Source organism: Saccharothrix sp. NBAS 001 (assembly GCF_056640475.1).
Window position 1 is genome coordinate 4,216,548 of record NZ_CM153251.1, and the last position, 22,016, is coordinate 4,238,563.

17 protein-coding genes and 2 pseudogenes are annotated in these 22,016 nt (G+C 70.9%); 2 read left to right on the forward strand and 17 right to left on the reverse strand.

All coding sequences use genetic code 11. The annotated features are described in order from the left end of the window. Nucleotides 1-434 precede the first annotated feature (434 nt). From AC0HI0_RS17505 to AC0HI0_RS17515, 3 genes and pseudogenes are all read right to left on the reverse strand, one after another. Nucleotides 435-1,214: a class I SAM-dependent methyltransferase gene (locus AC0HI0_RS17505; RefSeq protein ID WP_480933438.1), complete on the reverse strand. Its 780-nt coding sequence runs from the start codon at nucleotides 1,212-1,214 to the stop codon at nucleotides 435-437. A 9-nt stretch (nucleotides 1,215-1,223) separates the two neighbouring features. Continuing rightward, entirely contained in the window at nucleotides 1,224-1,469 is a 246-nt protein-coding gene (locus AC0HI0_RS17510) for a MoaD/ThiS family protein (RefSeq protein WP_480933439.1), read from the reverse strand. A gap of 82 nt (nucleotides 1,470-1,551) precedes the next feature. After that, a pseudogene (locus AC0HI0_RS17515) lies at nucleotides 1,552-2,649 on the reverse strand (acyl-CoA dehydrogenase family protein); the annotation flags it as partial. 1,390 nt (nucleotides 2,650-4,039) lie between these two features. Here AC0HI0_RS17515 and AC0HI0_RS17520 point away from each other — a divergent pair. Beyond that, nucleotides 4,040-4,288, forward strand: a pseudogene (locus AC0HI0_RS17520) (CbiX/SirB N-terminal domain-containing protein); the annotation flags it as partial. A gap of 549 nt (nucleotides 4,289-4,837) precedes the next feature. Here AC0HI0_RS17520 and AC0HI0_RS17525 read toward each other — a convergent pair. The 3 genes from AC0HI0_RS17525 to AC0HI0_RS17535 form a co-directional block, all read right to left on the reverse strand. Next, nucleotides 4,838-5,755 (reverse strand): YncE family protein, encoded by a 918-nt coding sequence (locus AC0HI0_RS17525; protein ID WP_480933440.1) that lies wholly within the window; start codon nucleotides 5,753-5,755, stop codon nucleotides 4,838-4,840. Nucleotides 5,756-6,351: 596 nt separating this feature from the next. Beyond that, nucleotides 6,352-8,169 carry a carbamoyltransferase family protein gene (locus AC0HI0_RS17530; RefSeq protein ID WP_480933441.1) on the reverse strand — a complete coding sequence of 606 codons (1,818 nt, stop codon included), beginning with the start codon at nucleotides 8,167-8,169 and terminating at the stop codon, nucleotides 6,352-6,354. Nucleotides 8,170-8,189: 20 nt separating this feature from the next. Further along, entirely contained in the window at nucleotides 8,190-9,335 is a 1,146-nt protein-coding gene (locus tag AC0HI0_RS17535; protein WP_480933442.1) for a hypothetical protein, read from the reverse strand. 630 nt (nucleotides 9,336-9,965) lie between these two features. Between AC0HI0_RS17535 and AC0HI0_RS17540 the strand changes: the two genes are divergently transcribed. Next, complete coding sequence (locus tag AC0HI0_RS17540) at nucleotides 9,966-10,256, forward strand: hypothetical protein (RefSeq protein ID WP_480933443.1); 291 nt, start codon at nucleotides 9,966-9,968, stop codon at nucleotides 10,254-10,256. Nucleotides 10,257-10,653: 397 nt separating this feature from the next. Here the strand turns inward: AC0HI0_RS17540 and AC0HI0_RS17545 are convergent, their stop codons facing one another. The 11 genes from AC0HI0_RS17545 to mdcA all read right to left on the reverse strand — a co-directional run bounded on the left by AC0HI0_RS17545 (nucleotide 10,654) and on the right by mdcA (nucleotide 21,955). After that, entirely contained in the window at nucleotides 10,654-11,184 is a 531-nt protein-coding gene (locus tag AC0HI0_RS17545; protein ID WP_480933444.1) for a flavin reductase family protein, read from the reverse strand. A gap of 19 nt (nucleotides 11,185-11,203) precedes the next feature. Next, nucleotides 11,204-12,766 (reverse strand): tryptophan halogenase family protein, encoded by a 1,563-nt coding sequence (locus AC0HI0_RS17550; protein ID WP_480933445.1) that lies wholly within the window; start codon nucleotides 12,764-12,766, stop codon nucleotides 11,204-11,206. A gap of 33 nt (nucleotides 12,767-12,799) precedes the next feature. After that, nucleotides 12,800-13,075 (reverse strand): 2Fe-2S iron-sulfur cluster-binding protein, encoded by a 276-nt coding sequence (locus AC0HI0_RS17555; protein ID WP_480933446.1) that lies wholly within the window; start codon nucleotides 13,073-13,075, stop codon nucleotides 12,800-12,802. Further along, nucleotides 13,072-14,463, reverse strand: a complete 1,392-nt coding sequence (locus AC0HI0_RS17560; protein ID WP_480933447.1) for a hypothetical protein — start codon at nucleotides 14,461-14,463, stop codon at nucleotides 13,072-13,074. The genes AC0HI0_RS17555 and AC0HI0_RS17560 overlap by 4 nt, the downstream gene beginning before the upstream one ends. A 77-nt stretch (nucleotides 14,464-14,540) precedes the next feature. After that, nucleotides 14,541-14,960, reverse strand: a complete 420-nt coding sequence (locus AC0HI0_RS17565) for an SgcJ/EcaC family oxidoreductase (RefSeq protein ID WP_480933448.1) — start codon at nucleotides 14,958-14,960, stop codon at nucleotides 14,541-14,543. Between the two features lie 324 nt (nucleotides 14,961-15,284). Next, a complete protein-coding gene (locus AC0HI0_RS17570) occupies nucleotides 15,285-16,361 on the reverse strand; it encodes an RNA polymerase sigma factor (RefSeq protein WP_480933449.1) in 1,077 nt (358 codons plus the stop codon). Nucleotides 16,362-16,371: 10 nt separating this feature from the next. Next, a complete protein-coding gene (locus tag AC0HI0_RS17575; RefSeq protein ID WP_480933450.1) occupies nucleotides 16,372-16,914 on the reverse strand; it encodes a DUF6596 domain-containing protein in 543 nt (180 codons plus the stop codon). A gap of 166 nt (nucleotides 16,915-17,080) precedes the next feature. Then, entirely contained in the window at nucleotides 17,081-17,710 is a 630-nt protein-coding gene (locus AC0HI0_RS17580; RefSeq protein ID WP_480933451.1) for a malonate decarboxylase holo-ACP synthase, read from the reverse strand. Continuing rightward, a complete protein-coding gene (gene mdcD / locus AC0HI0_RS17585; protein ID WP_480933452.1) occupies nucleotides 17,701-19,230 on the reverse strand; it encodes a biotin-independent malonate decarboxylase subunit beta in 1,530 nt (509 codons plus the stop codon). The genes AC0HI0_RS17580 and mdcD overlap by 10 nt, the downstream gene beginning before the upstream one ends. Beyond that, nucleotides 19,227-20,330 carry a triphosphoribosyl-dephospho-CoA synthase gene (locus AC0HI0_RS17590; RefSeq protein ID WP_480933453.1) on the reverse strand — a complete coding sequence of 368 codons (1,104 nt, stop codon included), beginning with the start codon at nucleotides 20,328-20,330 and terminating at the stop codon, nucleotides 19,227-19,229. The genes mdcD and AC0HI0_RS17590 overlap by 4 nt, the downstream gene beginning before the upstream one ends. Then, on the reverse strand, nucleotides 20,330-21,955 hold the full coding sequence (gene mdcA, locus AC0HI0_RS17595; RefSeq protein WP_480933454.1) for a malonate decarboxylase subunit alpha: 1,626 nt from the start codon (nucleotides 21,953-21,955) through the stop codon (nucleotides 20,330-20,332). The genes AC0HI0_RS17590 and mdcA overlap by 1 nt, the downstream gene beginning before the upstream one ends. Between the last annotated feature and the right edge of the window lie 61 nt (nucleotides 21,956-22,016).

Here is a 22,016-nt window from a genome sequence, read left to right on the forward strand (position 1 = left end):
GCCAGGACGCGGACCGGAAGGCCGAAATCGGGGACGGCCCCGCCGGGTCGAGGGTCCCTGAACACCGCGACAGGCGGATGCGGTGCGGTCGTTGATGCGTCCACGACTTGGAGTGTTCCGTCCGACAGACCGCGCAGGATCCACCAATCGGGTAGGACGACCGAACTGCGGCCGAAGCCCTCCTTGGTGCCTCACACCGACCCGCGAGCCCGCCGGCCAGTCGGGAACCGCCGCCCCGCCGGTACGCCAAGTGAACGAGTCCGCACGCGCCCGACGAAGTCCACGGAAACGGGCCACAACCGCGGCTTCCGCACGCACCCGGCCGAACCGCCCGGGTTCCACGAAGTGGTGCGCCGTCGCCGGCGCTGCCGTTCGTCGCCCTGTCTGGGAGCCATGTCGTTCACGACAACGGACGCGGTGGTGGACGGGTCAGGTCACCAGTCCACTGTGGCCACGGTGTAGTGGCAGGTGTTGGCCAGCAGGTAGGAGCCGTCGTCGTGCCGGAAAGGCGATATCGAGTCGCGGACCGCAGCACGGACCGGCTCCCACCCGGAATAGCCGATCGCCTGCGCTGCCGGGCCCGTGGACAGCAGACCCCGCAGGGCGGTGTCCAGGTCCGGGTACCACCAGGGACAGGACACGACCCGGTAGCGCGTGGGTGCCAGCCCCGCCTCGACGAGCACGCCCCGGAGTCGTTCCGGGTCCGCGAGTTCCCCCGCCGGGTCCGCCGTCGGGGGCATCAGCCCACCCAGGTCGAGCAGGTAGACGATCGCGTCGCACTCCTCGGGCGGGCCCCACGTCGCCACCACGATCCGCCCTCCCCGCCGAGTGACCCGGACCGCCTCGGCCACCGCGTGCACGGGCCTCCGCGCGAAGTGCAGGCTGTTGAACGCGGTCACCACCGCGAACTCCCCGTCCGGAAACGGCATCCGTTCCAGGTCCGCGACCACGAACCGCCCGTCCGGCACTGCCTCGCGGGCGTGCCGGACGAACGCGGCGCTGGCGTCCAAGCCGCTCACCACCGCGCCCCGCGCGTGCGCCATCCGGGCGAACTCACCCGCCCCGCAGCCGACATCCAGCACCCGCACACCAGTCCACGGCCCCGCCTCGTCCAACACCGCGGCGCAGACGGGCCGGGCGGTGTGCTGTTGGACCACCGCCCAGTCCTCCGCGCGGGTCCCCCACAGCGTCCCGTTGTCCTCTGCCACTCCCATGACGCGGTGTCAGCCCCCCGCGACCGCGGTGAACAACTCCACCCGGTCGTCCTCGGCCAGCACCAGATCGCCCCGGGGCCGGGCGAGGAACTCACCGTTGAGGCTGACCCGGTGCGCCGAGCGCAGCTGCCCGGTGTTGCCCAGCAGAAGCCGTTTCATCTGGGGGAAGCGGGTCGCCAGCCCGGTGACCGCGCCCTCCAGCGTCGTCGCCGGAATCGACACCGTCCGCTGGTTGCCCGCCGAACGCAGGAGCATCCCGTTCAACTCGAACACCACGACCCTCACCCATCCTCTCCCTCGTCCTGACCACCACGCCCGCCCCCAGGTTGACCTCCAGGACGTCCTGCGTACCCGCGAGCAGCACCAACCCCGCGAAGTCGCGGAGGTACCGGCCCAGGTCCGGCGTCCCGTAAAACGCGTGTCCCCCCAACACGTTCAGCGCCCGGTCCAGGACGAACCGGACCTGTTCCACCGCGAAGTGCTTGGCCGCCGCGATCACCGGGTCGAACACCGGCTCCTCCCGACCCGACGCCGCCAAGGCCAACGCGCGGTGCACCATCGCCCACGCCGACTCGATCGCGATGTACATGCGCCCCAACGACGCCTGCACGCTGGACAACTCCGCGACGGGCTCGCCGTACCGCACCGTGCCCGACGTCCGGACCGCGCACTCCTCCAGCACCGCCTGGGCACGTCCCAGCGGTCCGCAGGGAATCCACAGCCGCTGCCGTTGCAGGAACCGCTGCGCGTGGGCGAGGGCATCGGACGGCACGAGGACACGCCACGCCGGCAGCACGACGTCCTCGAACGTCACCGACGCCGGACCGGCGGTGCGCATCCCCGTCGGGTCGGCCGGCGTGACCGTGACGCCGGGGTCGTCCGGCTCCACCAGGCACGCCAGCAGGTCCCCGTCATCGTCGGCGGCGTAGACCAGGAACACCCCGCTCATCACACCGCCGGTGACGTAGGACTTGTGGCCCGACAGGACATATCCGCTCCCACGAGGCCGCAGCACCGTCGTGAACGAGAACGCGTCGGCGCCCTCGGTGTAGGCGAAGCCGGCACCCATCTGCCCCTGCGCGATGGGCTTCGCGTAGCGGTCGATCAGGTCGTCGCGCCCCGACTCGCAGATCAGCCTGGCGATGTCGATCTTGCAGTTGAGGATCAGCGGCAGGGCGGAGTCCGCGCACAGGTAGCCGATCTGCTCCAGCACCACGCCCCAGGTCGGTTCGTCGGCCGCCCGACCCCCCACCCGCTCCGGCAGGCCGAGCGCGAGCAGGCCGGTAGACCCGAGTTCCGCCAGCAGGTCCGCGGGCGCGGTCGTGCCGCTCCGGTCCCGGTCGACCACCGAGGCCCCGATCTCGGCGAGCAGATCACCCCACCGGGACCGCACCACCGCAGCCACCTCGCGCCGCCGATCGGTTGGATCGGTCATGCCTTCTCCCCTTTTTCAGGCACCAAGTACGAGCAGCGCAATCGGCAACAACTTCTGCGGACACGAAGTGCCGACTTCGACGATCCGGACGCCTCGACCAAGCCCCTCGATCGACCCGAATCCCCAGGACTCCAGATATCGCACAACACAACCGACGCGTTTACGCCGGAGTCGCCGCAGAACGTTGCACAGGTTAATTGCAGTGCACCCGCGAACGCACTGGAAACCCATCGGACCCGTCACCGGAAGGTCGCTACACAATACACCTCCAACCAGCTCGAACCACGATCTCAACGCTGTCCAGGCTCTTGGCGGGCACACGAGCATCAGGTGCCGACCGGGCCCCTCGTCGAGTGTCCATCGCACTTCAGAGCGGGTGCACCTACCACGGTGTCCCATTGTCGGAGACCGACACAATCCTCCATCCGGGTGTACCGAACCAGTGGTCTCCACCACTTCATGATCAATGTCCGCCACGACACACCGCTATCAGCACCGGAGGTTTCCCAGACCGCAAATATGGCAAATTCCGCCCGACGAAGAACCACCGACCCGACGCCTGTGCGTTACGGCACAACACCGGCACGCGCCGCACCACGCCAACTAGAACGCACCGGTCGACTTGTTCCGCGAGCAACTGGGCAAGGTGTTCCGCAGCGCGGCCCGACTATGGCCATCTCGTTGTCCGACGTGTACTCCGCAGTACTGCGAGCACGCTTTCACCGGCCGGTCGGCGGCAGTTCGGAAACTGTCTTCACCGCCCTGGCCACAACGACTCGGCCGGTCCTGAGCGGAGTCGAACCGGACGGCGAAGCCGACGGAGTTCCACGGAATGCGGCGACCGTGGCCGATCCTCCGGAAGCGGGGCCGTATCAGCACACCGACGCCGACCGGCCCTGGCAGAACACCGACCGCGCACGCCCTGCGCGCCGTCGCCGGTGCGGACTCGTGCAGGTGAGACGCCGGTGAACCCGTGCGACGCGGCCCTGCTCGCCGGCTACACCGCCGGGGTGACCGCCGTGACGAGACAGTTGGCGCGCTCGCCCATGGACTTCGTGGCCGTCAGCACCGGGATCGGCCTCCGGGGTTGGACCGAGGCGGCCGAGGGTTGGGGGCTGCGCCCGAGACTGTTGGCCTGGTTGAGGCGGGCGACGCACCTGGCCCGAGGGCACAAGGCGAAGGCCGCGGTGCGCGCCGCGGGTTGGCCGAGACCTGGTCGCCGGGCTCGCAGAGCAACGCCGAACTGCTGGACCACCTCATCCGGTCCGATGTGGATGGTCGGCGGATCGCCGTGCAGCAGCACAGTGGACCGTCCCCGCACTTCACCCGTGTGCTGTGGCCCGCACAGGCGCGGATTGGCGCACTGGTCCGGCAGTCGACGCTGACGCTGGTGGCGCACGGCACGTGCGATCCTGCGGGCGCGGCAGTGGTCGAGGAGATCGCCGACGCCGTGCGCGCCCGAGTGGACGCCGGGGTTCGGGTCGAGTTCGCGGACGTCTGCGGGCCCGACCTGACCACCGCACTGCGCGGGTTGGCCGGCCCGGCGGTCGTGGTGCCCGCGTTCCTGGCCGCCGGGTACCACGTACGGATGGACCTGCCTCAGGTCATGGCGAGCGGAACGGCGGGCGTGGTCGTGGCCGAGCCGATCGGCCCCGCACTGGCGCGGACGGCGCGGGAGGGGCGGACCGAAGCCGGACGGCGGCCGGGGACGCGGTCGTACCGGCCGCCGCCGGATCGTCCGATCCACGCACGTTGGCCGAAACCGCCGCGACGGCGGCCGAGTTGGATGCGCGGGTCGGCTGGATCGCGAGCACTGCGCCGCCGGCCGGCTCGGCGGTGGCGCGGACGCCGTGCTCCTCCGCCAAAGACAGGCACACGGCCTCGGCCAAGTCGCGTAGTCCACCACCGCGCTCCACTTCTCGGGCTGGCCCGCATCGTTAGCGCGGTCGTTCCCACGAGCGCGTGCCGATCGTGCCGGCGCACCGGGCGAGGCCGTTCGGCGGCAGCCGGTGTGCACCGGCGCGCTGGCTTGACTCCATCGGATTCGCCCCGCCGGGTTGCCACTCCGATGCTGTTGTCGCCGAGACCAGATCACCGACTGCCGCGACGACTTGGGGGTCGTCGTGGCGGCCCGGCTGCTACGCGGGGGCGGTCGTGCCGACCCTGGGCACCGGACCGGTCCGACCGCTCAACCCGGGACCAGCACCGCCGCATCGGGTTGGCGAAGTGTCGCGAAGGAGCCCGTGATGGCGCCCTTGTCCAGCTCGACTATGACGACCTGCTGGGTGTCGAGCAGGGAGATGTAGGCGATCGGCTTGGTCGCGTGAAACGTGGCCCCGGACGGCCGGCCCGCCAGAGCCGTCGTCCAGATCGGCCGGAACCCGGTGCTGATCAAGGAGATCTTCCGGTTGGCCACGTCGGTCACCAGCAGTTGATCATCGGAGACCGGGTACACCCGCAGCGGGTCGCCGGCGACCGTGACCTGGTCCTTGATCTTCAGGGTGCGCGCGTCCATCGCGATGACAGCCGGCGTCTTGCGCGCACCCACGTACAGCGTCCGCTCGTCGGTGCTCAGACAGATGCTCTCCGGCGACTGTCCGGGCGTCGCGAGGAGAGGTCGCACCGAGCCGTCGTGCGGGCGGACCAGGCTGACCGTGTGCGAAAGCAGTCCGGTGACGTACGCCCGCTCGCCGTCGCGGGTGAGGGCGAACAGGTGGGTCTTGATCCCGCCGGTGTCGACCGCGCGCGAGGGCTCGGTGGCGGTCGCCGGCGCGTCGAACCCCAGCAGGACGCCCTTCTCCTCGCTCAACGCGTACAGCCGGTCGCTACCGTCCATCCCCACGCCGTGAACGCGGTTGAACGGCGACACCTGGATCGTCCGGACCAGCTTCCGCGCCCGCAGGTCCACGACGAAGACCGCAGCCCCGCCCTGCCCGATGACCGAGGAGAACTCGACGCCGTAGTGGCCGACATAGGCGAACTTGCGCTCGGCGTCGGCGACCACCTCATGCGGAAAATCACCGAGCACGACTTCGGACAGCCGCCGCCCCGTGTCGACGTCGAAGAACGCCAGGCGGCGGTCGCCCTTCTCCACCAGTGCCAACACGTCACCACCGGCCGCAGCGGCGCGTGCCGGACGCGGCGCTGCCTGCGCCGTGCCGAACTGGGCCGGTGCCCCAGCAGCCGCCACCACCGTCCCCGCTGCCTTGATCACACCTCGTCGACTGATCACGTTTCCCTCTCGGGTTTCACGGTTGCCGGCTTCAGCCTTTTGTCGTACTGCCCCGCACCCCGACCCGCCCGTCGGACGGCGGAGAGCCCGCACGCATGTTCTCGCGCTTTGCCAGGCGGCGCACCGCTCGTCACCCGGTCGTCGGCGAACTCCGCACTCGACGTCCGGCCGGTTCCGTGACGTCACCGGCCTCCCGCCGTGGATCTTTCCGGTGACGGCGGGCAGGATCTGGCCACGTTCAGCGCCGGTCCGGCGGCGATGATCTCCACCAGCGCCTAATCGCCGAACCCGCCGAGAGTTCACCGTCGTCCACCGCTGCGGTGGGGCACCTGCTGGTCCTGGCCGGCGCCCACGTGCGATGTGCGACTCCACCTCCGGCGCGGTAGGCGGCCAACGCGTCCAAGGTGGCTCGGCCAAATCGTTGCAGGGCAGTGTGCTAGCGCGGAACACCGTCGACCGGAGTCGTGGTGCTAGTCCACGACTTCCGGTGTCCAGCTATGGCGCAGGTTGTCGTCGCGTTTGACCAGGAAGCGGCCCAGGACGGTGTAGTCGATCTCCGTGCCCATCATGCAGCGGTAGGCGTCTTCGGGGGTGCAGACGATCGGTTCGCCGCGGATGTTGAAGCTGGTGTTCACCAGGACCGGGACGCCGGTGAGTTCGCCGAACTTCTTGATGAGGCGGTAGTAGAGCGGGTTCTGGGGTTCTCGCACCGTTTGCAGCCGGCCGCTTCCGTCGACGTGGGTGACGGCGGGGATGCGTGCGCGGTGCTCCTGCTTCACGGGGTAGACCATGAGCATGTAGTCGGTCGGCTCCGGCACGGGCGAGTCGCAGTCGAAGAACTCCTCCGCGTCGTCCGCGCACACCACCGGGGCGAAGGGGCGGAACTGCTCGCGGTGCTTCACCTTGAGGTTCAGGACGTCGCGCATGCCGTCGCGCAACGGGCTCGCCAGGATGCTGCGGTTGCCGAGGGCGCGCGGGCCCCACTCCATCCGGCCGTGGAACCAGCCGACGACGTGCTCGCCGGCGAGGAGGTCCGCGACTTCGGCCAGGAGGTCGTCGTCGGTGGCGAACTCCTTGTGGGCGATTCCCCCCGATTCGAGGAACCGGCGGATCGCGTCGGAGGAGTACGCGGGACCGTACGACGAGTGGACCACGTGTTCGCGCGGGGCGGCCGGGTCCACGAGGTGTTGGGTGTACTTGGCGGCCCCGACGACCGTTCCGCTGTCGCCGGCGGAGGGCTGGATGAACACGTCCTCGAAACCGGTGCGGGAGAGGATCTTGCCGTTGACGACGCTGTTGAGCGCGACGCCGCCGGCGAAGCAGAGCCGTCGTTCGCCGGTCTTCTCCCGCACCGCGCCCAAGAGGTTGAGTACGAGGTCCTCGGTGCACAGCTGGAGCGCGGCGGCGAGGTTCGCGTGGTCGTCGGTGATCGGGCCGTCCTTGGCGTTGGGGCGCAGGCGAAGGAGACCCGCCATCTGCTCGGAGTACGCCTTCGACTCGAAATCGTCATGACCGAAGTACCGCATGTCCAGGGCGAAACTGCCGTCCTCGTGGAGCGCGAACGCGTCCCGCAGCCTGGTGTAGTAGGGGTTGCGGGCCCGGTCCACCTCCCCGTACGGCGCGAGGCCCATGACCTTGTACTCGTGATCGTTCGCACGGAAGCCGAGGAACACTGTCAACGCGGTGTAGAGCAGACCGATGGAGTGCGGGAAGCCGACGCACTCCCGCATCACCAGGGTGCTGCCGGCACCGGTGCCGTACGACGTCGTCACCCGCTCCCCCACCCCGTCGACGGTGACCACGGCCGCGCGGTCGAAGCCGCTGACGAAGAAGCTGCTCGCCGCGTGGCAGACGTGGTGGTCGAGGAAGACGACGCGGTGGGGCAGGCCGGTCCTGCGGGTGAACTCGGCCTGGATCCGGTCCCTCGACTTGACCTCGCGCCACACCTGCCGGATCCGCTCGGCGGTCGCGGGGCTCGGCGGCCTGCGCCGGAGGGTGTCCTGGATCCTCTCCCACTTGGCGGCCGGGTCCTCGTAGAAGACGACGAGGTCGATCTCCTCGCCGCTCGCGGCGTCGCGGCAGTACCGGATCGCGTGTTCGGGGAATCCGGGGTCGTGCTTGCTGCGGGTGAACCTCTCCTCGTCGGCCGCGGCGACCAGGCGGCCGTTCTCGACCAGGCAGGCGGAACTGTCGTGGAAGTAGCACGAGAACGCCAGGATCGTCGGATTCCGCACGGGAGCCAGCTCCGGCGGCGAGAAGGCGTACGGCTGCCAGGTCGAAGCGCGCAACGATCGTCCTCCGTCCGCAGTCAGTAGAGCGTGTAGTGGTCCACCGGCAACGGATCCAGCCTCGGCGGCTCCTCGCTGCCGGGGACCGCCGCACGCGCGGTGCCGGCTTCGGGGCGTCCGGCCCGCACGATGGCGGCGATCTCGTCCGCGATCATCCGGTTGGCGTCCCCGACGGGGTGGCAGTAGTCGACGAAGTAGCGCGAGTCGTCCTCGGTGCGGTCGAGGTCGACCCGGACCGTCGGGACCTCCAGCGCTTCCACGATCTCGGCCAGCGCCACCAGGTGGGGGCGCTTGATCCGGGGGAGCACGAAGTCCTTCTCCCGGGCCTCCGCGAGCACGGCGATCCGCAGGTCCGATCGCCCCTCCACGCCCATCCCGAGCGACCACAGGTCTCGCGCCTCGTCGAGGAGGCGGTAGGCGGGACTCGCGGTCGGCTGCCGGTGGTGGACCAGGTTCTCGCCGCGCACCCGCGTGGCCGGTTCCCAGTACAGGGGCGTGACCGGCTCGATCACGACGGGGACCGCACCGGCCTCGCGGCACGTCCGGACGATGTGGCCCAGCGCCGCGCGGTAGTCGCCCGGCAGCGACCTGGTGACGACCGCGATGCCCTGCTCGGCGTGACCGGTCGAGTCGGCGAACGAGTCGACGTCGATGCCGAGCCAGTCCTTGTCCTGCCTGCTGAGGTCCCACACGGAATCGTTGTTGCCGTAGTAGGCCGTGACCCAGTGGACCTCGACGCCGTCGCGCTGGAGCCGGTCGAGCAGGCGCTTGAGCCGACGACCGCCCTGGAGCGCCGTGTGCGCGGGGACGCCGGCGTTGACCACGAGGTAGTCCGAGCCCACCACGTCGCGCAGGAGGTCGGAATAGGTGCGGTACTGGAAGAAGGCGGACAGCAGCGGCTCGTTCCGGGCGCGCAACTCCCTGTTGCGGGTGACGACGTCGCTGTCCCAGCCCGACGTGGACGAGTCGCCGATGTTGAGGATGACCGGCTTCCCCGAGTGCTTCGCCTCCGCGACGACGTCGTCCGCGGAAAGGGGGCCGTGCTCGCCGAGGAACTCCTGCCCGGCGGGCATGGTGTGGCCTTCGAAGGGATCGGCGACCAGCGGCAGCTCGGCGGCCTGGGCGGCGATGACCGGGTTCGGGAAGTGCACTTCGTCGTTCGTCACGTCAGCCCGCCCCCGACGTCGGCGCAACGGCCGGGCGCACAGGACGGCCGGTCCGCCCGGTGCCGTCGCCTCCGGTCGTCCCGACGGGATCGACATCTCCGGCTGTGCGCGATCTGCACCTGGACCACCAATCCTCGAACGCTTGACCGGATGAGAAGATCCGGTCGAGTGCCGGGACGCCACTTCGACACACGGATTTCGGGGTGCTCCACTCGATCGAGCGACACGACCGTGTCCGGTGCCGAACACCCGGTCGCCATGCCGCCGGCCCTGGTGCGCGCCGCGCTTGGCTGGTGGGTTCGCCGACCACCACCTGTTGTGCCATGGGCCAAACGGGTTCAACACCGTCGACCCCGATTTGTGCGGATCCGGAATGGGTCGAGGGCCATTCGCGGGTCGGCCACGTCCGACACCACAAGCCGGGAGTGCCCGCCTGACGACCGCTGGTCGGCGAGGGGTCCGTCGCGCCGTCACGGGGCGGGCGTCGGGACCGGTCGAGGTGCCATGTCGGGTTTCGGGCTACGGGATTGCGGATTGGTTGAACCAATCGGCTGATGGTCGGGCGTCGACCCACCTGCTGTGCTGTAGCGGGCCCGCGACGGGTCCACCACAGCGGCGGAAGGCGGAGTCGTGCGGATCGGACGAGTGCTCGGAGTCTTGTTGTCGGCGGTGTTCTCGCTCGCCGTGGCGGCCACGCCCGCTACGGCGGACCAGGGGCGGTGGTCGTGCGGCAGCGTGCCGGCCGGATACACCTACATCACGGTGCGCGCCGACATCTGGTGCGAACCGCTGTTCTACATCCGGCTGCCCGAAACCGGCCTGTGGGCGTGCACCGTCCCCGCCGGCTTCACCTACACCGCGACCCGCGAGAGCAGCGACTGCTTCGCGCCCAGGATCAAGTACCTGCTCGCTGCCTTGTGACCCGCGCTCACACGCCGACCGGGACGGTGCGCGCCGGGCAAGGGCAGCGCGCACGCGCGCCGATCAATACCAGCAAGCCCCCGCCCACCCTCGCCGCGTCCCGGCACCAACGGTCTGGTGCCGGGACGCGGCCTTCCCGCCGGCGTGTGCGGTGTTGCCAGAGCAGTCCGCAGTGGCCGCGCTCGGGCGGCGACTGCGGACAACCTCCGGGTTGAGCGCTCCCCCACGGGACAGACGCACGGACGCGCAGGACTCGACACCCTCCGCCACCGCATCCTCCTGCCCCCACAGACGCTCCACGTCACCGCCGACTACGGACGCCACAGCCAAGCACCGGACCCTCGAACCCGTCCCGGGCTTGCGGAACGCCACGTGCTTGCCGCCCCTGCACGTGACCTCAGGTCGCGGTGGGGCTGCGCGGGAAGGGTGTGGGTGTCAGCGGGACCGGCCATCGGCGGTAGCCGCGGTCGGCGTACACGAGCGGAACGCGGTCGGATTGGGTGATTCGAGTGACTTCACCGAACACCACGACGTGGCTGCCGGTCGGGACCGTGCTCGTGGTGCGGCAGTCCGCCACCGCGTGCGTGTCGCGGTGCAGGTGTGGTCCGGCCGCACGCTCGTCGTGCCGCCAGTCGATGCGGTCGAAGCGGTCCACGGCGGCCGAGGCGAACAGTTCCGCGACCGGCCCGGCCGCGTCGTCGAGCAGGTTCACCGCGAACGCCCCGTGCCGCCGGACGGCTGCGAGTGTCGGGCTGGCAGCGCGCAGGCAGACCAGCAGGGTCGGGGGCTCCATGGTGACCGCGCACAACGACGAACACGTCATGCCCCGCGGCCTGCCATCGTGATCGGTCGTCGTGACCACCGCCACGCCGGTCGGGAATCCTCGCATCATCGTCCGGAACCCGTCGGCCAGGTCGAGTGCTGTCATCGCGTCGGACATGGCGGCCTCAGCGCATTCTGGAGAAGTACTCGTGCTGGGTCGGGAGGGTGTCCACGAGCCGCTGCGCAGTCGCCCGGATCGAGGCGAACTCCGCCCGCGCGGCGCGGTCGTCGGCCAGCGCCAGGGCGGGCGAGGGCCGGACCGGGATCGCACCGGCGCCGAGCAGGATGCACATGTACGAGTAGGGCGGTAGCCCGTGATAGTACGGGAACACGTTCTCGCTGTCGGGCAGCTGCACCTGCCACTGCTCGATCCGCTCGGCCAACGAGTCCGGGATCGCCCGGGTCTTGGTGTCCCGCCAGTACTGCGTGTCGTTGCGCGCGGCGCCTTTGTAGTGCAGCACGAGGAACTCCCGCACACCGTCCATGACGTTGGCCACGGCCGCGTTGTACCGCTCCCGCAGCCGGGGGTGCCAGTCCGCCGCCGGGAAGTGCTTCACCAACTGCTCGATGGCGTGGTGGATGAAGAAGATCCCGGTGGACTCCAGCGGCTCGACGAACCCGCTGGACAGCCCGATGGCCACGCAGTTGGCCCGCCACGACTCGGCGCTGCGACCGATGCGCATCCGGATGTGGTTGGCCTCCACATCGGCCGCCTCCGGCCCGACGAACGCGCGCAGGGTGCGTTCGGCCTCCTCCGGCGAGCAATAGTCACTTGCGTAGACGTAGCCGGTGCCGATTCGGCCGAACAGCGGGATCGTCCAGATCCAGCCCGCCTCCTGGGCCGTCGCGGTGGTGCACGGCCTGATGCCGCGCTCCTGCATGTCCAACGGCACCTGCAGCGCAACAGCACTGTCGTTGGGCAAAGTGTCCTGATAGGACTCGAACGGGACCCCCAGGGCCTTGTTCAGCAGCAGCCCGCGGAAGCCCGTGCAGTCGATGAACAGGTCACCCTCCAGTGTGCCGTGCTCCTTGGTCACCACGTGGTCGATCCAGCCACGCGCGTCCAGTTGCACGTCCACCACCTGGTCCACCACGTGCCGCACGCCGCGCTCGACGGAGTAGCGGGTGAGGTACTTCGCCAGCAACGCCGCCTCGAAGTGGTACGCGTAGGGGAACTGCGTGCGGCCTTGGTGCTCGGACATCGTGACCGAGGCAGCGCTCTCAGCGTCGGAGTACTGCTCCTCCTCGAACAGCGTCCCGTCCAGCCGACGTGGGCTGCGCCCCGCGTCGCACAGCGAGGCGATGACGAAGCAGTCCTTGTCGAACCGGTCGGTGGGGCCGTGTTGCAGCCACCAGTCGGTCAGGGGGAACCCGCCGACCGACTTGATCTGCTCGAACGGGTGGTAGAAGTGGTGGCCCGGACGCCGCCAGTCCTCGAACCGGACGGCGAGCTTGTAGGTCGCGTTGCACGCCGACATCCAGTCCTCTTCCTTGAGCCCCAGGAACTGGAAGAAGTGGCGGATGTCGCTGAAGGTCGCCTCGCCGACGCCGATCGTGCCGATCGCGTCGGACTCCACGAGAGTGACGGTGATGCGTTCGCCGAACGCGGCTTTGAGGTAGGACGCGGTCATCCAACCGGCCGTACCACCGCCGACGATGACGACGCGGTCGGGGTTGCGCGGGGTCATGGAAATTCCTCCGGTACACGGGGAGCGGTCGCGCTATTCCGCGACTTCCAGACAGACGTCACCGAACACGGTGCATTGGCAGGCCAAGCGGTGGTCGGAATCCACGCCGAGCACGTCGAGGACGTCCAGTTCGTCGTCACGGGGCGGGCTCAGGTGTTCTCCACCCGATGTCACGCGGATGACGCAAGCACCGCATTGCGCGGCACGGCAGCCGAATACGACGGGGGTCGGGTGGGTGTCGCACAACTGTTGCAGAGTGGTGCCCGCCGGGACCTCGAAAGGCACACCGGCGATGGTCACCTCGGTCATCGCCGGTCGCCGCGACTGGCCGCGGCGGCTGGGCTGTCCGGCAGCACGGGCTCGGCCAGGTCGCCGGTCGCGTTCGTGTCCGCGACGAGCGCGCCCATCTCCGCCATGAATTTCCCGTAGTTGTCCTGCTCGTCGGCGAAGATGCGGCCGGTGGTCGTGCCGCCCTTGATGACCTGGCCGCCCAGGTGCTGGTGCATCTTCCGGAAGAGGCCGAAGAGTTCGACGCAGCCGAGGTAGGCGGCGCCCAGCTCCGCATCGCCACTCGCGGTGACCCAGGTCTTCACCGCGGGCTGCCGGTTGTAGATCATGCGGAAATAGCTCTTCCAGTGCTCGGGCACGAATCGCAGGTTGTTCGCACGCGCGGCGACGACGCCCTCGTGCCGGTAGTTCACGTGGAACAGCGCGTCGAGCATCAGCATGAATGGCAGTTGGTAGCCGGACGCGACGCCATTCACCTCGTCGCCGACCCAGCCGAACGTGAGCTGCAATCGGCGGAACTGGTGCGCGTCAATGCGCGGGATCAACATCTTGGTGTACGTGTAGACGTTGCGCAGCGTGGCGCGGACCATGGTCAACGCGAGCGTGCCGCCGGCCCGGTCGTCGATCGCCGCGCACTCCAGCGCGTAGGCGCCCCATGCGTACAACGGCGCGCCGAACGCCTCCACGGCGAAGAACGACCGGTACAGGTCCAGTTCGCTCTGGTTGCCGTCGTTGAGCCAGAACGGGTGGCGCATCCGATCCAGCGACACCAGGTCCCGGTAGGTGACCGGTTCGTCCTCGGCCGCGTCGTCGAGCTGCCAGGCCATCATCGTCATCACGATCTGGCTGAACCTCGGGATCGCGCCGACCTTGTCGGTGACGAGCACCAGCAACTCGTGCAACGGCTCGGGCATGGCGCTGGCCCCGACCGCCGGCGCGTCCTCCGGATTGCCCTGCCGCCACATGTGGTTGAGGTAGATCAACGGGACCAGCAGCGCTTCGAGTTTGCCCGGGGGCAGCGGCTGCGCGTACTGCCACAGCACGTCCACCGGTGGGAACTGCCCGACCTCGGCCTTGAACCAGGACCGGAACTCGGCCTGGTCGTGTCGCACGATCTCGGCGCCCGCCTCGCGGCACATGTCCACGACCCGGCCCAGCGGCCCCTCGAACCGGAACACCGGCGGGCTGGCCTGGAGGAATCCCGTCTCGGTCGAGACGAGCGACGCGGTCGCCGCCAGCGGCCCCAGGGTGTCGTAGTCGGGCAGGACACCGCCGGGCGGTGCCAGCGCGAGCACACCCTCCGAGCGCCGAGCGCTCTCCAGGACCAGCAGCGGGACCTCCAGCGGGCGGGCGCCCAGTACCGGCTGCGCCGCCTGTGCGACCTCGGGCGACAACCGCGACAATGGCACCGTTTCGCGCCTATCGGACATCGGGTGAGTGATCACGTGAAATTCGCGCACTGTTCCCCCAGATCGAGAAGCCGTCGTCAGACGACGGACTCGGTATTGTGCGCCGTGACCACCAGCCAATGCCCGGCGTCACGGCACAGGACGAACGTGAAGATCCCGCGGCGGGTGCCGGCTGCCGCCCCGTCGGGCCCGCGGGCGCCGATCATCTCCCAGCTGTAGTGCGCCACTGCGACGTCCTCTCGGAGCAATCGGACGTCCAGGTCGAGAGTCCGCACCGAACTTTCGGCGAACCGTTGCGCATGGCGGGCCGACTGGTCCGCGAACATCGCTTCCCGACCGCGCAGTCGCCGCCCGACGACGTCGACGAAATCCGCATCCTCGGCGAACACCGAGAAATGCCTGACTATGTCGTGATCGTTCCACCCGGACGCGAAGGTCTCGATCACCTTCGCGACTTCTGACGCAACCAAGGCGCCGCCCCCATTCCACGCGACCATTCCATCGCCGATCCCGTGACTTCTTATTCGAGATATACACGGCCCTTACCAGTTTGCCAAACTATTCGCGGCGACCTGTACCGGCATCCGCCGAATTCCAGCACCGCAAATCTACGGATGGCGGTTGACAGCCGCACCGGGGTGTGGGCAACAGCCGATAATGGGCTTCGTGGCGCACTTCGTCCGTCGGCATACCCGAGGTCGAACGCGCTGCCCCGACGATCGCGCCCGCCTCGCCGGGCCGTTACCCGCGGCGACGGGAAGATCCAACGGCTCGCGGTGGTGGGGCAGGGTGTTGAGAGCGCTTCGGGCGTCCGAACACGCTCAATTCGCATCCGATGGCGTGTGCCTTACGGTATGAGGATCACCGGAAGGTGCGTGCGACTCGACCGGCCACGACGTGATCTCGCGGCGTCCGTGGCCACGGTCGCGGGTGCGGTCCCCGACGGCGTTGTCGGGCCAGGGCAAGGATTTGAACTGGGCGGACCGCGTCGGCTGGTTGCCCTTCGCCGCGGTCATCAGATGGGTGCCGTGGGCGGCGATCTGCCGGGCGTGGCCGGCTTGGGAGTGCAGGGCGTCGGCGACGAACACCACACGATCCAGGAGCCCACGACCCTGCGGACAGCGTCGAGAAGCCGTTGTCGAGGCGGGCGCCGCGCAGGGTTCTGCCGTCCACGGCGATTGACGTGAACAGCCGCTACATCGTTGCGCTGGAAGGGATGCGATCGAAACCGAACCGGGTAACGGGCAGGGCCGTCGAGATCGTGCAGCCAGTCGCTGATCGCCGCGAAGGACGACGCCCCGGCCAGGACCGCGCAGACCACCGTGCTCACCATCGGTGACAGGACCCCCTGTGCGTGAACGGCTTCCGACAGGATCGGCAACACCTTCATCGGCGAAGGCTGGAGTCTCAGCCGACGTGGTGGCCGAGCCTCCTGTTTTGTCGAGCAGGTAGGTCCCTTCGACGAGGTTGTCGGTCAACGCCGCCGCCTGCCGGTGCGGGCCCGCCGCCGCGAGCGCGTCGCCGGACAGGTCGAGCAGGTGGGCGCGCACGGCGCGTTCCCGTTGGCGCGTCAGGCGTTCCCCGTCGAGTCGGTAGCGCCGGTCGAGGTCGTCGAGGAGGGCGAGCCCCCTGGCCGGTCCGTACGCGCGCGCCACGGCCACCACCCGGCCCAACCGCACCGGACCGGTGGGGTTCACCTTCTCCAGCCACAGGTACAGCACCGCGATCTGCACCCGGTCGGTCTCCGGTGTCACGGCGACGGCGTGCACGGCCGCGATCGCCGCCTGGAGCTGGTACGGGCCGACCTCGCGCCGGCCCCAGACCCCGTCGACCAGATCGGTGCCCTCGCGGATGAGGTCGGCGTCCCACCGGCAGCGGTCCTGATCGTCCAGTGACACCAGCTCGCGGTCACGGCCGGCGCGCGGCCCGCCGCGATCCGGTGAGCAGCATCAGCGCGAGCAGGCCGGTCACCTCGGCGTGCTTGGGCAGGTTGTCGTGCGGCACGCGGGTGAGCCGGATGGCCTCTCGGGTCAGGTCGACCCGGGCCGGTTCGTCGCCGGCGGTCGCCGTGCAGCCCTCGTTGAAGATCAGGTAGAGCACCTGCGCCACGGCGGCCACCAGGCTGTCCCGGTCGGCGTCGGTCGGCGGGGTGAAGCGCGCGCCCGCGCGGGCCAGTTGCTGCTTGGCGCGGCTGATCCGGGTGCCCGTCGTGGCCTCGGTCGTCCCGTGCGCGATCTCGCCGGTCTTCAAGCCGCCCACCGCCCGCAGGGTGAGCGCCACCGGGGAGGTGGTGCTCAGCGCCGGGTGGCAGCACAGCAGCAGGAGAGTGGGGCTGTCGTCGGTGTCCGGCGGCGGGTCGCCCTGGCGGGAGGGCTCGCGCAGGACGAGTTCGGCCATCCCGGCGGTCCGTTCGCGACGCCGGACCTGGTCGGAGCGGAGCAGGTCGACCACCTTCCGGTACGCGATCCGGATCAGCCGGCTGCGGGGTCCTCCGGCACGCCGTCGGCGGTCTTGCGGACGGTGGTGCCGACCGCAGGGTGGCCGAGCCCTTCGCTGGTGACGAACAGGCTCACCGCAGGGCGTGGTGCGATTGTCAGGGGGCACTACGTCACCTACGTCAGGGCGGGCTCAAGTGCCGTGCGCGGCTCTGGAGGGTCCAGGGCAGTGTCACCAGCCGGGGGCCGGTGTCGCTGCGGAGCATGGCCTGGTCACGAGAGCCGACCAACTCGGCCAACGACAGTCCTCCGGCGGGCAGGGCGATCTGACAGTCGACGACGGCGGGCAGGGCACGGAAGTCGTCGTGCAACGCGACCAGCGAACGCCGGTCAGGCAGCAGCGGCAGGTGAATGACGATGTCCAGGTCGCTGGACGTGGTAACCACATCGGCACGGGTAGCCAGGTGGTACCCCACGCTCCCGGTCGGCCCCCAGGACAGCTCGCGGCCGCCCAAAATCGCCCGGACGGCGCGCAGGGTCCGGATCGCGGGCAGCTCAGGCAAGTCACCGACACGCGTGACGAGGTCCTCCGGGCGGCGGACCGAGACGACGGTGGTGGCGGGGATCCGCGTGGCGAGGCGCTGCGACCGACGCCACCCCCGGACGCCGATCGGAACTTCGTCCACAGTGGACATTTCTCGGCGCACCACCGCCCAAGGCATCACGGCCAAGGCGGCACTTGCCCAGTGTGGCGTGCCTGCCGGGAGCGCCGGGAGCGCCAGCCGCACCAGGTCGTGCGGCCTCAGTTCCACTGGCGTTCCATCAGCTCACGAACTCGTTTCGACGGCGGTGACGGCAGGCGTGCCGGGTCCAGGCGCGCCCGCCGCACGGCGTCGGCCAGCGCCTCCCGCACTGCGCCGAGGTCGGCCGGGGTGGGGCGGTCGGGGTTCTCCGCGGTCAGCAGGGCGTCGGTGAACCCCAGTTCGGCCCAGTCGCGGATCCGGTGGCTCAGCGGCGGCACCGTGCGCGCCAGCTCGTCGAGCTGCCCGGTGGTCCGGGCGGTGATGCGGGCCGCCGCGTCGGTGCCCATGGCGTGCACGTGGACGCCGGGGTCGTCGAGCGCCAGGATCTTCGTCGCCTGGAGGCCGTGGGCCAGGAACCCACCGGACATCGCCGCCCCGACCACCAGGGCGATCACCGGGTGACCGGCCACCCTTGCCCCGTGGTAGGCGTCGATCACCGAGGCGATGGCCTGGTGCAGCCCGGCCGTCTCCTCGGCCAGGCCGTACGCCTGTCCCGGCGTGTCGACCACGGCGATGATCGCTCGCTTGCGCGCCGCGCCGGCGTCGTCGGCCATCACCTGGCGGACGGTGGCGGCCAGCGCCGAGCACTCCGCCAGGCCGACCTCTCCTCGACGCGCGCGGGGGAACGGGTTCCCGGGGTCGGGCACGACCGCCAGGTAGGCCACGCCGTCCGCGTCGCCGCGCAGGACGGACGGGACGACCGCGTGGGTCCGCGACGCCAGCGCGGTGAGCCAGGTCCGTCCCCGGCTGTCGACCGCCGGCCTCTCCTCCCCGACCGCCGGCGCTTCGGTCCGCGTGATGCGGCGGCTGCGCGGGTCGGTGTGGTCGGCGCGGAGTGCGGCACGCACCGCGTCCCGGAGCGCGCCGGCCGGGACCAGGGTGTCGGCGAGCCCTGCCGCGTGCCGGCCGGTGCCGCCCATGACCTGCCAGACCAGTGCTCGGTCTGCGGCGTCGAACTCGGTGACGCCGGCTTCCTGCTCGATGACGGCGGGCCCGTTGAGGCCGACCCGCGCCTGGGGCGTGACGACCAGGTGGCCGCACAGGCCGGCGATGATCCCGGCACCGCCGAACGCGCCGACGTCGCCCGCCACCACGCCCACCACCGGTGCCAGCGCCCGCAGGTCCAGCAGGGCCGAACAGATGTCGGCGACCGCCGCGAGCCCCAGGGTGGCCTCCTGGAGTCGGACTCCCCCGCTTTCCAGCAGGAGCACGGCGGCGGTCGGCCGCCCGGCCCGGCAGTCCCCGGCGGCCAGGTGCAGCGCCTGGTGGATCTTCGCGCCGGACACCTCGCCCAGTGCGCCGCCGAGAAAGCCCTGTTCGACGGCGGCGACCACGACGGCTTGCCCGTCGAGCGCGCCACGGGCGACCACCACGCCGTCGTCGGCCTGCGGCACGATCCCCTGCCGCACCAGCCACCGCGACTCCTGCCGGTCGAACGGACCGCACAGCACGCGGGCCGTGCCGGGGTCGAGCAGCGCTTCGACCCGAGCCCGTGCGGGCAGCTCCGCGAAGTCCCGGGTCCCGGTCACCCCGACACCGCCGCGTCGGCGACCTGCCGCAGCCTGAGCGCGACCACGCCCGGCGTGGCGCCGGAGTCGTTGATCTCCCAGCGGCCGAGCAACGGGGTGTCGGCGAAGAACCGGGTCAGCACCGCGTGCCAGAGATCGGCGGTGCCGTCGATCGAGGTGCGGACCCGGACCTCGGCGTGGTCGTCGGACCCGGGCCGGTCCAGCAGGACTTCCAGGTCGCCGGACGCCACGACGCCGACGTGCGCCCGCCGGTCCGGGACCCGGTCGGCCGGGAAGCGGAAGTTCAAGGTCTGCATGGGTGTCCTTCCCGGTTCGAACGTGTCGAGGAACAGCGCGGCGGCGAGCAGGTCGGCGCTGCCGCCCGGCGAGAGGCCCCGCCGCGCGGTGATGCGGTCGAGCCGGTCCAGTCGCCGCCGGCCCTCGGGTGTGCCGCAGCCGCCGGCGGCCAGCACGTCGCCGGCGGCCCGCTGCACGGCGGCCAGCCCGGCCGCGCCGCCGCGGTGCAGCAGGCAGGTGTCCGGCAGGACGGCCATCACGGCGATCAACGCGTCCAGCCGCGCGGTCTCCCCCACGCCACGCCGCAGCACCGGCAGCGCAATGGTGGTGACGTGCGGGAAGCCCGCGCACGCCTCGCCCGTGGCCCCGGCAACGCCGTACCGGGCACGGGCGAGCGCGCCGTGGGACCGATGCGCCTGCTGCGGCAGCCCGACGTCGGGCAGGCGCGCCAGGCGTGCGGCGAACCACGTCGGCCCGTGGGTCACGTCCGCCGCCACCCCGGCGGCCAGCAGGCCCAACGCCCAGATCGCGCCCCGATGGGTGTTCACGCCGCCGGTCACGTCGGCCATGCGCGACTCCCCGGCGCGGCCGACCGCCCCGAGCCGCGCCCGCAACCCGAGGCCCGGCGGCAGTTCCCGGCCCGCCACCGCGCACTCCTCGAACGTCGCGCGCAGGGCCTCGGCGGAGGCCAGCAGCGTCGCCAGGTCCATGTCCGCGTGCGCCCCGGAGCCCCGGCGGTCGACCAGGCCGGGTTTCGGGGTCAGCTCGGCTTCCGCCCGCAACGCCGCCACGGCGGCGTCGGCGATCCACTCCGGATCCCGCATCACCGGTCCCGGAACCGGGCGGGCGGGTCGTAGAGCCCGCCGGACCACTCGACCAGGTCGCCGATGCTGCGCGCGGCCAGCAACGACCGGTCGGCCAGCCGGACGTCGACCCCCAGGTCGGCGGGGAACGCGACCAGCCCGTCGCGCCGCAGCGCCTCCACCCGGCCCGCCGCACCTGCCCCGATCGGGGTCAGCCCGGCCACGGCGGCGAGCGCGGCCCGCCGGTCGGCGAGGCAGTGCGCCTTGTAGAGGTACGCGACGCCTTCTTCGGTGACCACGTGCGTCACGTCGTCGCCGTAGATCATCACCGGTGGCACGGGCATCGCGGCGGCCCGCCCGACCTCCTCCGCGTCCAGGCGCTCCACGAACGTGGGCGTGCCACCGGCCCGGAACGTCTGCGCGATCTGCACGACGAGTTTGCGCCCCCGCAACGCCGGTGCCTCGCCGTGCAGGAGGCTGAGCCAGGCCGGGGAGGCGTGCCTGCGCCCGCGCGGGTCGTGCCCCATGTTCGGCGCGCCGCCGAAGCCGGTCAGCCTGCCGCCGGTGACGGTGGAGGAGTTGCCGTCCCGGTCGATCTGGAGGGACGAGCCGATGAACAGGTCGGCCGCGTACTGCCCGACCAGCTGGCACAGCAGCCGGTTGGACCGCAAGGACCCGTCGCGGCCGGTGAAGAACACGTCCGGGCGGGCCGCCGTGTACCGCTCCATGCCGGGTTCACCCCCGAAGCTGTGCACCGACTCGACCCAGCCCGACTCGATGGCGGGGATCAGCGTGGGGTGCGGGTTGAGCGCCCAGTGCCGGGCGATGCGGCCCTTGAGCCCCAACGTTTGCCCGTAGGTGGGCAGGATCAGTTCGATCGCCGCGGTGTCCAGGCCGATCCCGTGGTTGAGCGTCACCACCTCGTGCCGCTCGTAGACGCCTCGCAGCGCGAGCATCGCCTTGAGCACGTGCACGTCGCCGATCCGGCGCGGGTCGCGGGTGAACAGCGGTTCGAGCGCGGCCGGGCGGTCGGCGGGCACCACCAGGTCGACCCAGTCGCCGGGGATGTCCACCCTGGGCAACTCGTCCACCACCCGGTCCGCCTGCACGACCACCACGCCGTCGCGGAACGCCGTCGCCTCGGCGAGGGTGGGCGTTTCCTCCGTGTTCGGTCCGGTGTAGAGGTTGCCGTCCCGGTCGGCGGCGACCGCGCACAGCAGGGCCACGTCCGGGGTGAGGTCGGTGAACATCCGGGCGTACAGCTCCACGTAGGTGTGGACGGCCCCGATCACCACGGTCCCGTCGGCGACCGACCTGGCCAGCCGGGCGGCCTGCGGTCCCGCGTAGGCCAGGTCCAGCCGCCGGGCGATCCCCGACTCGAACAGGTCCAGGTGCTCGGGGCGCGACAGCGAGGGGATCAGCAGGTGCAGCCCGGACAACGAGGTGCACCCGGCGAGCCCGCGCGCCAGGAAGTCCGCCTGCTTCTGGTTGTCGCCCTCCAGCACCACCCGGTCGCCCGGTCGCAGCACCGCGGTCAGCACCTCCACCAGCCGGTCGGCGTCGACGACCTTGCCGTCGACCCACTCGGCCGCCGCCGCGAGCCGGCCGCGCTTGGCGGTGCGACGGCGGTCCCACGTGCGGCTCATCTCGCCCTCCCTTCCCGACCAAGTCCGCCCAAAGCCAGCGGCCGGTTCCGGTGTTTCCCTG

Coding starts and splice junctions, on each gene's coding strand:
- AC0HI0_RS17505 (WP_480933438.1), bottom strand. CDS start 1,214: ATGGGAGTGGCAGAGGACAACGGGACGCTGTGGGGGACCCGCGCGGAG.
- AC0HI0_RS17510 (WP_480933439.1), bottom strand. CDS start 1,469: ATGCTCCTGCGTTCGGCGGGCAACCAGCGGACGGTGTCGATTCCGGCG.
- AC0HI0_RS17545 (WP_480933444.1), bottom strand. CDS start 11,184: ATGACAGCACTCGACCTGGCCGACGGGTTCCGGACGATGATGCGAGGA.
- AC0HI0_RS17550 (WP_480933445.1), bottom strand. CDS start 12,766: ATGACCCCGCGCAACCCCGACCGCGTCGTCATCGTCGGCGGTGGTACG.
- AC0HI0_RS17555 (WP_480933446.1), bottom strand. CDS start 13,075: ATGACCGAGGTGACCATCGCCGGTGTGCCTTTCGAGGTCCCGGCGGGC.
- AC0HI0_RS17565 (WP_480933448.1), bottom strand. CDS start 14,960: ATGGTCGCGTGGAATGGGGGCGGCGCCTTGGTTGCGTCAGAAGTCGCG.
- AC0HI0_RS17590 (WP_480933453.1), bottom strand. CDS start 20,330: ATGCGGGATCCGGAGTGGATCGCCGACGCCGCCGTGGCGGCGTTGCGG.
- mdcA (WP_480933454.1), bottom strand. CDS start 21,955: ATGAGCCGCACGTGGGACCGCCGTCGCACCGCCAAGCGCGGCCGGCTC.